Below are 13,467 nucleotides of genomic sequence, written 5' to 3'. Positions count from 1 at the left end.
GGGCGCGAAGCGCTCGCCGCAGACGCCGGCGCCGCAACGGCGAACGCCACCGCCGGCGCCGCGCCCGCCATCGCGCGCAGCTATTACCTTTATCTGCTCGCCAGCAGCCTGCTCGCGTTCGGACCGGTGCAGATCCTGCTGCCGGTGCTGTTGGTGCAGCGCCACGATCCGCGCTATCTGGCGCTCTACGCCGCGCAGTTCCTCGGCGTGTCGCTGGCCGCGGCGCTGGCGGCGCGGCGCCCGCCCGAGCGCATGGAACGGATCCTGTACGGCGTGGCCGGTTGCTGGCTCGCGGCCGCCCTCGCCTACGCCTTGCTCGGCTGGGGCGCGGCGGCGTGGCCGTTGGGCGCGACGGTGCTGGCGTTCGGCTTGCTCGCCGCAGCAAGCAACCACTACGGCATCCGCTCGCTGTCGTGGCTGCAGCGCAGCGCCGATCCGCGCCGGATGGGGCGCGAGATGACCTGGTTCTCGGCCGCGACCATGGGCGCGATGCCGCTGTCGGCGCTGGCCACCGGCTGGCTGGTCGAAACCCGCGGCCTGGCCGGCGCGAGCCTGACCCTGGCGGCCGCGCTGGCCGCGTGCGCGCTGGCCGGTGCGATGCACCTGCACCTGCGCGCGACCGTCGCGCGGGCGAACGGCCCCCGCGACGGCGCGGCGTCGCCGGCCGCGTTCGCGGCCGACGACTGAAGCGTCTTACTTGGTCTGCAGGCCGTACATGAAGGTGTTCGGCACGCCGAGCAGCGGGCCGTCCGGCCCCGGTATCGGCGCAGTCCACGGGCTGCCGTTGAGGTAGTTCGGCTGGCCCAGCGAGTACAGGCCGGCTCCGACCGACGACAGCGCGTTGAGCGCCTGCTGTTCGGTCGGCGCGGCGCCGTAGTAGGTCACGAAACTGCGCGTCGCGCCCGGCGCCAGCGATCCCAGGCGGAAATCCATGTGCGAGCCGAGGTCGCCGGGGCCGTTGTCGGTCATCGCGCCGGTAGTGGGATGCACGGCCAGGGGATCGAGCGAGGTGAAGCCGTTGTTGTTCCAGCCCACCAGCAGCGGCGATGTACCGGCCAGGGTGATGTACTCGGAGAAGGTGTTCGGCGGCACGTCGTAATCGATGCCGCGGGTATAGCGCAGGTCCTTCACCGTGCTGCGCCCGATGTTCTGGATCGACACCTCGACGCGGTACAGGAACGGCGTCGCCGCGGTCGGGATGAAGCGGTGCACGATGCGGAAAGTGCTGCCGACGGTGACCGTCGAGGTGGCCCGGTCGAACGGCGCGGTCGGTTGCACCGTGAGCGGCGCGGCCACGACATTGGCGGTGGTGCCGCAACGCGAGGCGTGCGCGGTGATCGGCAACGCCGGGTCGGCATTGGCCACGCCCCAGCCTTCGCACGGCGCGCCGGGCGCCGAGGCTTCGCCGTTGGTCGACATCAGCCGCAGGCCGACCAGGCTGGTGCCGTACAGGCCCATCGAGGGCTTGATCGCGGGACACTCGATGTTGAGGTAGCCTGCATCGTGCACGCCGAGCATGACGGTGCCGTTGTCGATCACGCCGGGGCAGCCGTTCGGCGGATCGCGCTCGCACGCGTACTTCCAGTCGCTGGCCACGATCGGCTCGGTGCCGGCCGCGGACCACTTGTCGATGCGCTTGGGCTCCGGCCGCGTGTCCTTGTACGGCAGGTCCACGCCCATGCCTTCCGGCAACCAGTCCTGCGCGCAGCGGGTCTTGAGCACCGGATCGCTCTGCACGAAGTAGACGTCCTGCGGATCGCCCGAGCCGTCGCGGTCGGCGCCGGTGTAGCCGGCGAGCACGAAACGGTCGCCCTTGCGGTCGATCGCGTAGATCGCTTCGCGCTTCTCGTTGCCGTACAGACGGGCCAGCGGGCCGGCGGCGTACTGGCGCAGGTCGGCCGGATTGGCGGCGAAACTGAAGCCCTGGGTGCCGTAGATCGTGCCGGCGACGGCGAGCGCGCCGTCGTTGCCGTCGATGTTGCGGGCCTCGACCACATCGAACGCGGTGAAGCCCTGCTTGTCGGGCGCATACCAGTCGGCCTGCGCCTTCGGATCGCAGCTGGCGCGGCCGAAGCGCGCGAGGTACGGCCGCGGCAGCGCGCCTTCCGCGGGCCCGCGCGCCTCGCCGACCAGCACGGTGTCGCCGCTGTAGCCGCGCGACAGCAAGGCGGTGAGGCCGTAGAAATCCCGATGCTCGCGCTCGTCGCCCAGGGTGGTGGCGCACACCGGCGCGCCGTTGGCGTCGGTGCGGAACATCAGCGCCTTGCGCAGATCGCCGCCGGACGCGCCGCCGGCCACGACCAGATCGGTGAACGCGCCGGTCGCGGCGAGGTTCTCGGTCACCGCGCGGAACTGCAGCGACGGCCATTCGCGGCCGTCGTAGCGCTGGTCCCAGATCACGTTGCCGCCCAGGCCCAGGCGCACGATGCGGCCGAAGGTCCGGCCTTGGCTGGGCACGACCTCGTCGCCGACGACCACGATGTCGCCGGTCGCCGAGGAGGTCAGCGCGCCGCTCTGGATCAGGTCGCGGCCGGTGGCGATCGCGGTGCCGTCGGCGTTCTCCAGCACCGTGGTCCAGACCGGGTTGCCAGCGCAGTCCACGTTCATGACGTAGATGCGCGAACTGTCGCCCGCGCGCACCGTGCCGGTGACGGCGAAGCCGCGCCGTTCGCCCAGCTCGACGATGCCCAGGCCGGAGGAGAACTTGGCGCCGGCGATCGGATACGCGCGCTGCCAGGTGCCCGGCGCGGCGCCGTCGCTGACGCCGTTGTCGTCCATGCGCGTGATCAGCACCTGGTCGGAACTGCCATTGCGGCGGGTCGCGACGGTCACCGAGCCGCCGCCCGGGCACTGGGCGACCGACTTGACGTCCTCGGCGGCGTCGCGCCATTCGGGCTGCCCGTAATACGTTTCGAAATTCTGCGCCTGCGCCAGCGGCGCAGCGAGCAGCAAACCGGCCGCCAGCGTTGCGGCGCATCGCCGCAGGCCGCGCCGTGTGAGTCCCTTCGTGTCCATGTCAGCCTCGTTTGCGGAACCAGTCCGCGCAGTGGCCGGCGCGGCGTGACGCGCCGGCGGAGTGGGCTTGCGTTGAACCACATGCGCGAACCGTCGCGCGCACCGACCTTAGCGCGGCGCGCGACGGCGGCGAAGGACGGGCGTGGGCAGGAAACGGGACGCGGCGGGAAGGTTTCGCAAGCCGCGCGGGCACGGGTTGCGACGGCGGTAGCGGATCGGCGTTAAAGCGCGCAGTGGGTCACGCGCGGGCGCGGTTGCGCCGGCGGTTGTATTGGCGCGGTCGCGACTTGCGTCGCTCCTACAGGCAGCCCATGCAGGAGCGACGCGAGTCGCGACCGCGACGCACCAAGCTCGCGGCGCAACCGGCCGGGCTACTTCGCCTCGCCCAACAACTCGACCTCGGCCAGCTCGATCCCACCCGCGCCCTCGCCCACCAGCCGCAACCGGTAGCGCGAGAACGCCTGCGGCGCGGCGATGGCGAACGCGCGCGTCTGCCGCCGCCACGGGAAATTCTGGTCGCGGCGCTCGTCCAGCGTGGTCCACTGCTGGCCGTCGTTGGAGCCTTGCAGCGCCCAGGCCGCGGCGTCGCCGGGCTTGTCGGACGAGGTCAGCGTGTACAGGCGCACGGTCGCGGCGGCCTTGAAGTTCCAGCTCAGCAACGGCATCGGCGCGTTGAGCCGGGCCGAGGTGGTCGCGTCGTCGTCGAACAGCGCCGCGGTCTGCTTGGCGTTCAAGCCGGCGACATTGGCGTTGTCGCGCCGGGCCAGGTCGCGCAACGGCTTCGGCGGTTCGCCGTCGGCGCTCAGCGATTCGGGCAGCGCGGCCGCCGCGCTGCCCCAGTTCGACGGGATCGGCCCCATCTTGAATTCCAGCAGCGCGCCCTGCGCCAGGCGCGAATGCGGCAGGGTCAGCCGCTCCCACGGCTCGCCGTCGATCTTCAGCGACTGCACGTAGCGATTGCGCGCGCCGACGCCCGGCGCGCGGATCTCGATGCGCTTGCCGTTCTCCAGCGCGATGCTCATGCGCTCGAAGCGCGGCGCGCCGATCACGTACTCGGGCGAGCCCATGCGCAGCGGGTAGAAACCGGCGGCGCTGAACAACCACCACGCCGACATCTCGCCGTTGTCCTCGTCGCCCGGATAGCCCTGGCCGATCTCGCTGCCGGCGTACAGGCGATCCATGATGTCGCGCACCTTCTCCTGGATCCGCCACGGCTGTCCGGCCATCGCATACATATACGGAATATGGTGCGAGGGCTGGTTGCTGTGGCCGTACTGGCCCATGCGCACGTCGCGCGCTTCCAGCATTTCGTGGATCACCCCGCCGTAGCTGCCGGTCTCGAAGGTGCCGGGCGTGGCGAAGAACAGGTCGAGCTTGTTGCCCAGCGCGATCCGCCCGCCGTACAGCGCGGCCAGCCCGGCGCCGTCCTGCGGCGCGTGGAAGGCCATGTTCCAGGCGTTGGTCTCGGTGTAGTCGCCGCCCCAGCGGGTCGGTTCGAACTCGGTGTCGGTCGAACGCCAGCGGCCGTCGCGGTGGCGGCCGAGGAAGAAGCCCAGGCGCGGATGGAACAGGTTGACGTAACCGAGCGCGCGGTTGCGGTAATAGGCCGCATCGTCGGCGTAGGCCTCGCGATACGGATCGTCGGCGCCGGCCTCGCGCGACAGCGCGCCGGCCAACTGACCGATGGCGAAGTCGTTGATGTAGCCGTCCATCGACCACGACAGCCCCTCGTCGGTGCTGGTGTCGGTGTAGCCGCGGAAGATCGCCCGCTCGATGCCCTTGCGCCCGGCGCCGGCGAGCGGGCTGGCGCTGGCGGCGTTGCGGATCGCCGACTGGTAGAACCCGCGCACGTCGAAATTGCGCACGCCCTTGAGCCAGGCGTCGGCGAAGGCCACGTCCGAACTGGTGCCGACCATCAGGTCGGCATAGCCCGGCGACGACCAGCGCGCGATCCAGCCGCCGTCGCGGTATTGCTGGACGAAGCCGTCGATCATCTCGCCGGCGCGGGTCGGGGTCAGCAGCACATACGCCGGCCACGCGGTGCGGTAGGTGTCCCAGAAGCCGTTGTTGACGTAGACCCGGCCGTCGACGATGCGCGCGCCGGTGCGTTCGGCGCTGCTTTGCGACGGCGCCGGCACGAACGGGCTGGCGTACTGCCAGCGCGGCTGCTGCGCGCTGCCGGTGTTCTCGCTGGCGTTGTTGGGATACAGGAACAGGCGATAGAGATTGGAGTACAGCGTGGCGCGCTCGTGTTCGGGCGCGCCTTCGACCTGGACGATGCCCAGTTGCGCGTCCCACGCCGCCTGCGCGCGCTCGCGCACACGGTCGAAGTCGTCGTCCGCGGCGATTTCCAGTTCCAGGTTGCGCTGCGCCTGCGCCACCGAAATCAACGAGGTGGCGATGCGCATCGTCACCTGGCGCTCGCGGCCGAGTTCGAAGCCGTACCAGGCCGAGACCCGCTCGCGCCCGGCCTCGCGCGGCAGGCGCTCGCCCTCGCTGACCGGCCGGTCGAAGCGCGCGTAGAAATACAGCCGCCCGGCGCCGGCGGAGAGCTTGCTCTTGTTCTCGGTCCAGCCGCTGAGCGTGCCGGTGTCGCGGTCGAGCGCGATGTCGCCGCGCTCGTCGCGCTGATCGAACAGCAACCGCCCGCGCGCTTCGGGGAAAGTGAAGCGCAGCATCGCGGCGTGGTCGGTCGGGGTCATCTCGGCGACCATGCCGTTGTCGAAACGCACCCGGTAGTAATCGGCGCGCGCGGTTTCCTGGTCGTGGCCGAAGCTCAGCGCGCGCTTGCCGCGGTCGAACTCGACCGCGCCCTCGCCCGGCGCCGGCAGGATGTGGAACGCCTGGCGGTCGCCCATCCACGGGCTGGGCTCGTGCGACAGCGCCAGCGCCTCCAGCCGCGGCCGGTTGGCCTCGCCGTTGCGCTCCTGGTACTGGTAGATCCAATGCGAGCCGGCGTTGGTGGTCGGGGTCCAGAAATTGAAGCCGTGCGGCAGCGCCACCGCCGGAAAGTTGTTGCCGCGCGAGTAGCGCGCGTTGGAATTGCTGCCGCGGCGGGTGTCGACGAATTCGCTGGGGTGCTTGGCGGCCAGCTTGTCGAGCTCCTTGTCCTTGCGCCGCGGCGCCGGCTCGATCCGCACATCGTCGAGATAGCCGCCGTACACCGCACCCGCACCGCCGTCGTGGACCAGCACGATCTTGCGCACGCGCTTGCCTGCGGCGACCTCGCCGATGCGGCTGGCGACCGCGTTCCACTGGTCCGGGTACAGCAGCCGCGCCTCGCCCTGGCCGCGCGCGGTCAGGGCGAAACCGTAGCGGTCGGCCGGCTTGAGCTGCGACAGGCGGCTGCCGTCGTCGAATTCCAGGTCCAGGGCGACGAAGGTCGAGGCGTAGCGCAGATCGTCCAGCTGCCCCGCCTTCGCATCGAGCTGCCGCGCCGACAGCGGGAACAGCCGGTACGACAGCTCGCTGTCCTTGCCCACCGGCACATCGACCTCGAACACCTGCGCGCGTTGCTCGCCGCCGCCGCGGCCGTCGTAGCGCAGCGAATGCAGGCCGGTGAAGCCGACGTCGGGCTTGGCGGTCAGCGCCGCCGCGGCGGGCGGGCCGCCGGCCGGGCTCAGCCGCGGCTCGGCGCCGGCGAGCAGGGAGGCGACCGGGTCGGCCGGCTCGAACGAACTCCAGAACGTCCGGCCCTTGGCCTGCGCCTGCGCGGCCACGGCCAATGCCACGGCCAGCGCCGCCAGCCCTGCGCCCGCGCGGCGGCCGCCTCGGTTTACCGACATATCGAATGCTCCCTTGCCCCGGCTCCGCAGCGCACAGCGGGCGCCCGGCGTCTGTCGCGAACCGCGCCGATCGGCGCCTTACTCGTGCTCGAAGCCGATTTGAATCGATCTAAAAGAACAATGTCAAACCGCGGCGCAGCACGCTAGACGCCCTCTTCACGGCACAAAAATACAATCAAAACAACGGCTTGAATTATAAGAACTGCGCGCCGTTCACATCCTCTTGGCACAGCTTTTGCGTCCCTATCGCGAAATGTGATCTTTTTCACATTTTTGATCGGCCCAGATTCGTCCCGGGCCCCCACGGAAACCGGTGCCCATGCCCACACAGCGTCCCCTGGCCCTCGCTGCCGCGCTCGCGGCGGTGATCGCAACCTGCCCCTCAACGTCAGTCTTTGCCGCATCGCGTCATAACGCAGACGCCGCCGCGGGCGATCCCCTGCCCGAGATCGAGCGCCTGCGCGAACAACGGCAATGGCTGCCGGCGCTGGCGCGGATCGAAGCCGCCCAGGCGGCCCGGCCCGGCGACGACCGGCTCTATCGCCTGCAAGTGCTGACCCTGGCCGACCTCGGCGGCGCCGAGCGCGCCTGGAGCCTGGCCCAGGCCAAACCGCAATTGTTCAGCGACGGCGAACGCCAGCGCCTGGACGCCGACCGCTTCGCCCGCCGCGTGCTGTGGGGCGCGGGCTACCCGCAGAGCGAGGCCCAGCGCCTGGACGAGATGCGCCAGGCGAGCGAACTGCTGGCGCAGCGCCGCGCCGCGCAGACCCCGCAGCAGCAACAGGCCGACCTGCGCTCGCGCTTCGACGAACTGGTGATGCTGAACTACCTGGAGCGCCACGCCGAAGTCGTCGAGCGCTACCGCGCGTTGCAGGCGGAAAAAGTCGAAGTGCCGATGTACGCGCTGGCCAAGGTCGGCCAGTCGCTGCTGGCGGCCAAGCACCCGGAAGAAGCCGCGACCGTGCTGGAGACCGTCACCCGCCAGTGGCCCGAGGACGAAGACTCGCAACTGCAGCTGGCCTACGCCTATTCCGAAAGCGAACGCTTCGGCGACGCCGACCGCCAGCTGGAAAAGATCAAGCAGGCGCAGCCGCCGTTCGTGCGCGTGCCCGGGGCCAAGGAAAGCCACCAGAACCAGCGCCACTACGACGCCGACAGCCAGCAGGCGATGATCCGCCTGTACGGCGAGGACACCGTCGGCGCGCAGCGGCGCCTGGAAGCGATGGCCAGGATCGGCCCGAACAATCCGGGCCTGCAGTCCGACCTGGGCGTGCTCTACCAAAAGCGCGGCTGGACCGACCGCGCGCTGGAGCGCTTCCGCATGGCCCAGACGATGGAACCGACCAACGTCTCCGCGCGCGTCGGCCAGGTCGGCGGCCTGCTCGAACACAACCGCGTCGACCTGGCCCGGCCGATCCACGACGAACTGCTGCAAAACCGCGCGCGCGACGTCCAGGTCGAACAGATGGGGCGCTCCTGGGACAGCCGGCTGGGCTGGCAGTGGCAGGTGTCCACCGCGTTCGGCCGCAGCGATTCGGACGGCGACCGCGCCGCCACCGCCTCGCCGCTGGGCTCGCGCGATGCGACCCACAAGATCGAAGTCGCCAGCCCGCTGATCGGCGATCGCTGGCGCCTGACCGCGCACGCGCAGGACGCCTGGGCCGACTACGACAACGGCGACGGCGGCAAGGAGCGCGTCCACGACCGCCGCGCCGGCGTCGGCGCGCTGTACGCCTACGACCGCCTGACCCTCGGCTTCGGCGTGGACCGCAGCAACGACCGCTGGCTGCCCAGCGGCGACCGCACCGGCTATTACCTGGATGCCGGCTGGCGCTTCAGCGATGTGCTGCAAGGCACCGCCTCTTGGTACACGACCACGCCGGAGGCCTCGCTGCAGGCGCGCCGCGCCGGCCTGCACGCCGACGCGCTGAGCCTGGGCCTGCGCTGGACCCCGAGCGAACGCAGCTCGCTGGCCGCGACCGCGCAGCAACTGCGCTACAGCGACGACAACACCCGCACCGCGTTCGGCCTCAGCGGCGCGCAGCGCCTGTACACCCGCCCGCACCTGCTGATCGACGGCCTGGCCGACGTGTTCGCCAGCCGCGCCAGCCGCACCGGCCCCGACATTCCCTACTTCAATCCCAGCCGCGACGGCTCGCTCAACCTCGGCCTGCGCATCGACCACCTGGCCTGGCGCCGCTACGAGCGCCACTTCCGCCAACGCCTGACCGTGCAGGCCGGGCCGTACTGGCAGGAGAACTTCGGCAGCCACTGGGTGCCGCAGGTGCGCTACGAACACGAATGGCGCTTCGGCACCGGCCGGGTGCTGAATTACGGCGTGAACTGGTCGCGCCCGGTCTACGACGGCATCCGCGAAGACCGTCTGGGTTTCGACCTGAGCTTCCGCTGGGGAGAGCAATGAGCATGACGCACGCATCCATCCGCGCCGCACTGCGCCGCGCCTTCGCCGCCGCCGCGCTGCTGCTGGCCCTGCCGCTGGCGGCGCAGGCCGCGCCGGCCGCGCAAGGCCCGGACGACAAGGACCTCAGCGCCGCGCAGTCGGCCGAACGCGAAAACCGCGGCGACCAGCTGCTGGTGCTGAGCTACCACGACGTGCGCGACGACGTCGCGCGCAAGGGCGACCCCGACGCCTACGCGGTCAGCACCCAGAACTTCGCCGCGCACCTGGACTGGCTGTCCGGCCACGGCTACCGCCCGGTGTCGCTGAGCGACGTGATCAAGGCCTCGCGCGGCGAGAAGAAGCTGCCGCCCAAGGCCGTGCTGCTGACCTTCGACGACGGCCTGCGCAGCATCTACACCCACGTGTTCCCGCTGCTGCGCGCCTACAACTACCCGGCGCTGATGGCGGTGGTCACCGGCTGGGTCGATCTGCCGAAGGACCAGAAGGTCGACTACGGCCCGCGCATGTTCACCCATGACGACTTCGTCACCTGGGACCAGCTGCGCGAGATGCAGGCCTCGGGCCTGGTCGAGATCTCCTCGCACAGCGACAACCTGCACCGCGGCATCACCTCCAACCCGCAGGGCAACACCATGCCCGCGGCGATCACCCGCGAGTGGAGCGTCAAGGCCCAGCGCTACGAAACCGAGGCCGAATACCTCGACCGCGTGCGCCGCGACCTCACCGCCAGCAAGACCAAGATCGAACGCGAACTGGGCGTGTCGCCGCAGTCGGTGGTGTGGCCGTATGCGGCCTACAACAGCCAGACCAACGACATCGCCGACAAGCTCGGCATGAGCGTCACCTTCGACCTGGAAGGCCGCCACCAGACCGTCGGCCGCGACCTGCACGGCCTCGCCCGCCTGCTGGTGTTCGACAACCCGACCGTGCAGGACCTCACCTTTGAGCTGCGCCACGACACCGAACTCGACGGCGTGCGCGCGCTGCAGGTCGACCTGGACTACGTCTACGACCCAGACCCGGCGCAGCAGGCGCGCAACCTCGACAAGCTGATCGAGCGGATCAAGCAGGTCGGCCCCAGCCACGTGTTCCTGCAGGCCTTCGCCGACCCCGACGGCAACGGCTCGGCCGACGCGCTGTACTTCCCCAACCGGCAATTGCCGATGCGCGCGGACCTGTTCAACCGCGTCGCCTGGCAGATCAAGACCCGCGCCCACGCCAAGGTGTTCGCGTGGCTGCCGGTGCTCGGCTACGAGCTGCCGGACAAGGCGCTGGACGCGCAATTGGCGATCAAGTCCAGCAACCCGGCCGAAACCCACCGGCTCAACCCGTTCGACCCGCGCACCCGCGAGATCGTCGCGCAGATCTACGAAGACCTCGCCATCAGCGGCTACACCGAAGGCCTGCTGTTCCACGACGACGCCTTCCTGCGCGACGACGAACTGCGCGGCATCGCCCCGGACGCGCCGGCCGCGCGCACCCAGGCGCTGATCGACTTCACCCACGAGCTGACCCGCGCCGCCGGCAAATGGCGGCCCAAGCTGATCACCGTGCGCAACCTGTTCGCCGCGCCGGTGCTGCAACCCAAGAGCGAGAGCTGGTTCGCCCAGGACCTGGCCGCGTTCAACAACGCCTACGACTACACCGCGGTGATGGCGATGCCGTGGATGGAGAACAGCCGCGACCCGCAGCGCTGGATGGACCAACTGGTCGAACGGGTCAAGGCCTCGCCGCGCGGCCTGTCGCACACCATCTTCGAACTGCAGACCGTGGACTGGCGCGACAAGAGCAAGCCGATCCCCGGCGAGCAGCTCAAGCGCATGGCCCGGCGCCTGCAGGCCGACGGCGCGCGCCACCTGGCCTGGTACCCGGACGACTTCATCGGCGACCGCCCCTCCACCGCCGACGCGCGCGAAATCATGTCCGCGAGCGGCTTCCCCTACCTCGAGAAATAAGCCGCCACCGCCGCACCGCGCAGACAGACCGCACCTTCGAAACCAGACCGGCGCGCGGCCAGGACCGGCCGCCGTCGATGGAGCGTCGCCCCGCATGAGCCCTCAAACCAGTCCGCTGCTGACCGCGCTGTTCCAGTTCGCGTTCTTCTATCCGATCGTGATGTCGTTCTTCTGGATCGCCGGCGGCTTGTATTACTACTTCCGCCGCGAGCGCAGCGCGCGCGGCCGCACCGACCCGCCGCCGCTGGACGCGGCGCCGTTCGTCAGCATCCTGATCCCCTGCCACAACGAAGGCGACCACGTCCACGAAACCATCGCCGCCGCGCTCGCCCAGCGCTACCCCGACTTCGAAGTGATCGCGATCAACGACGGCAGCCGCGACGACACCGGCGAACAGCTCAACCGCCTCGCCGCGGTCCACCCGCGCCTGCGCGTGGTCCACCTCGACCGCAACCTGGGCAAGGCCAACGGCATGCGCATGGGCGCGCTGGCGGCGCGTTCGGAATACCTGGTGTGCATCGACGGCGATGCGCTGCTGGACGAATACGCCACCCACTGGATGGTCTGGCACCTGATCTCCGGCGCGCGCGTCGGCGCGGTCACCGGCAACCCGCGCATCCGCAACCGCTCGACCCTGCTCGGTCGGCTGCAGGTCGGCGAGTTCTCCTCGATCATCGGCATGATCAAGCGCGCCCAGCGCGTCTACGGCCGCATCTTCACCGTGTCCGGGGTGATCTGCGCGTTCAGAAGAAGCGCCCTGCACCGCATCGGCTACTGGTCCGATTCGATGGTGACCGAGGACATCGACATCAGCTGGCGCCTGCAGATGGACCACTGGGACATCCGCTACGAACCCAACGCGATGTGCTTCATCCTCATGCCCGAAACCCTCAAGGGCCTGTGGAAACAGCGCCTGCGCTGGGCCCAGGGCGGCGTGGAGGTGCTGATGCGCCACAGCCGCGACCTGTTCTCGTGGCGCAAGCGGCGGATGTGGGCGGTGATGGCCGAGTACGTCGCCAGCGTCGCCTGGGCCTACATCATGGCCTTCATCATCTTGCTGTGGGCCCTGGGCCTGTTCATCGATCTGCCGGTGCAACTGCGCGTGAGCACGCTGCTGCCGTCCTGGCACGGGGTGATCCTGGCGCTGATCTGCCTGCTCCAGTTCGCCGCCAGCATCATCATCGACCGCCGCTACGAAACCGGCGTCGGCCGCAACTATTACTGGATGATCTGGTATCCGATGGCCTATTGGCTGTTGAGCTTCTTCACCACCGTCACCGCTGTGCCCAAGGCCCTGCTCAAGCGCCGCGGCACCCGCGCGACCTGGGTCAGCCCGGACCGGGGACTGCGATGAGCAACGACAACCGCCGCCCGCCCGAAGAAAACGCAACGCCGCGCGGCGCCGACACCGGCCGCGCCGCCGACGGTTTCGCGCGCCCGGCGCACAGCACCGCCGCGCCGCCGCTGGCGCCGGCGAAATCCGCCGCGCCCGCCGCACCGCCCGGCAAGCCCGTCTCGCACAAGCACGACTCGCGCCTGATCCAGAAACCCGGCTCGCAGCACCCGCTGCCGCGCACCGTGTGGGGCGTGGTCACCGGCGCGTTCTGGCTGGCCTATCTGTACCTGTGGACGCCGGTGCTGACCCTGGTGCTGTGGCTGCTGGGCCTGCGCACGGTGACCTCGGAGCTGTACCTGCGCACCCACGAGGTCGATCCGTTCCTGATGCTGGCCCTGCCCGCCACCGCCGCCGCGGTGGTCGCGCTGCTGCTGATCTGGGCCGAGTACAACCGCTGGCGCTTCGCCGGCAGCGACGCCGAACGCCGTACCCGTCTGGCCGATGTGCCGCTGGAGGAGGTCGCGCAAAGCCTCGGCGCCAGCGCCGAAGTGGCGCAGGCGCTCAACGCCGGCCGCGTCAGCGTGCTGCACATGGATCCCAACCACGCGGTGCCGCTGTCGGTGACCGCGGTGACGCCGAACCCGCCCACGCAAAACCCGTTCCCGCCGCTGCCGCCCAAGCCGCGCTTCACCCGCGCCGCGACCGCGCCGAACAACCACTGGCTGCTAGTGGTGGCGCTGGCGGCGATCGCGCTGGTGATCGGCGTATTGATCGTGGTCTCGCACGGTTATCGCCAGATCGAAAGCTCCGCGCCGGTGCACGGCCTGGAAGGCGCGCCGGGCATGGACCGGCCGGCGCTGCCGGCGAACGCCGACGACGCCGGCTTCATCGGGCCGGCCGACGGCGCAGCGTCCGCCGGCAGCGCGGACGCCGCGGCGGCGAACGCCGCCGCGC

The 13,467-nt window shown here is 70.4% G+C and carries 7 protein-coding genes; 5 read left to right on the top strand and 2 right to left on the bottom strand.

Annotated features, from left to right (window positions below):
• Positions 1–687: hypothetical protein (locus A7A76_RS05485; RefSeq protein ID WP_206410248.1), on the top strand; the 687-nt coding region annotated here is incomplete at its 5' end.
• Positions 688–693: 6 nt separating this feature from the next.
• Here A7A76_RS05485 and A7A76_RS05480 read toward each other — a convergent pair.
• Together A7A76_RS05480 and A7A76_RS05475 are read right to left on the bottom strand one after the other, a co-directional pair.
• Complete coding sequence (locus A7A76_RS05480) at positions 694–3,015, bottom strand: hypothetical protein (RefSeq protein WP_206410247.1); 2,322 nt, start codon at positions 3,013–3,015, stop codon at positions 694–696.
• Between the two features lie 371 nt (positions 3,016–3,386).
• The gene (locus A7A76_RS05475) at positions 3,387–6,800 is read right to left on the bottom strand and encodes a GH92 family glycosyl hydrolase (RefSeq protein WP_206410246.1); all 3,414 of its coding nucleotides are present in this window, start codon (positions 6,798–6,800) and stop codon (positions 3,387–3,389) included.
• A gap of 319 nt (positions 6,801–7,119) precedes the next feature.
• Between A7A76_RS05475 and pgaA the strand changes: the two genes are divergently transcribed.
• The 4 genes from pgaA to pgaD all read left to right on the top strand — a co-directional run.
• On the top strand, positions 7,120–9,222 hold the full coding sequence (pgaA, locus tag A7A76_RS05470; RefSeq protein ID WP_206410245.1) for a poly-beta-1,6 N-acetyl-D-glucosamine export porin PgaA: 2,103 nt from the start codon (positions 7,120–7,122) through the stop codon (positions 9,220–9,222).
• Positions 9,223–9,224: 2 nt separating this feature from the next.
• Complete coding sequence (pgaB, locus tag A7A76_RS05465; protein ID WP_206410244.1) at positions 9,225–11,177, top strand: poly-beta-1,6-N-acetyl-D-glucosamine N-deacetylase PgaB; 1,953 nt, start codon at positions 9,225–9,227, stop codon at positions 11,175–11,177.
• A gap of 94 nt (positions 11,178–11,271) precedes the next feature.
• Entirely contained in the window at positions 11,272–12,531 is a 1,260-nt protein-coding gene (pgaC, locus tag A7A76_RS05460) for a poly-beta-1,6-N-acetyl-D-glucosamine synthase (protein WP_206410243.1), read from the top strand.
• The coding region (pgaD, locus tag A7A76_RS05455; protein ID WP_206410242.1) for a poly-beta-1,6-N-acetyl-D-glucosamine biosynthesis protein PgaD at positions 12,528–13,467 on the top strand (940 nt) is incomplete at its 3' end. The genes pgaC and pgaD, both read left to right, overlap by 4 nt.

It is taken from the genome of Lysobacter enzymogenes (assembly GCF_017168095.1).
GTDB classification, from domain to species: domain Bacteria; phylum Pseudomonadota; class Gammaproteobacteria; order Xanthomonadales; family Xanthomonadaceae; genus Lysobacter; species Lysobacter enzymogenes_D.
Note: the sequence above shows the minus strand (reverse complement) of the source record. Positions and strands in the feature narration are given on the sequence as shown.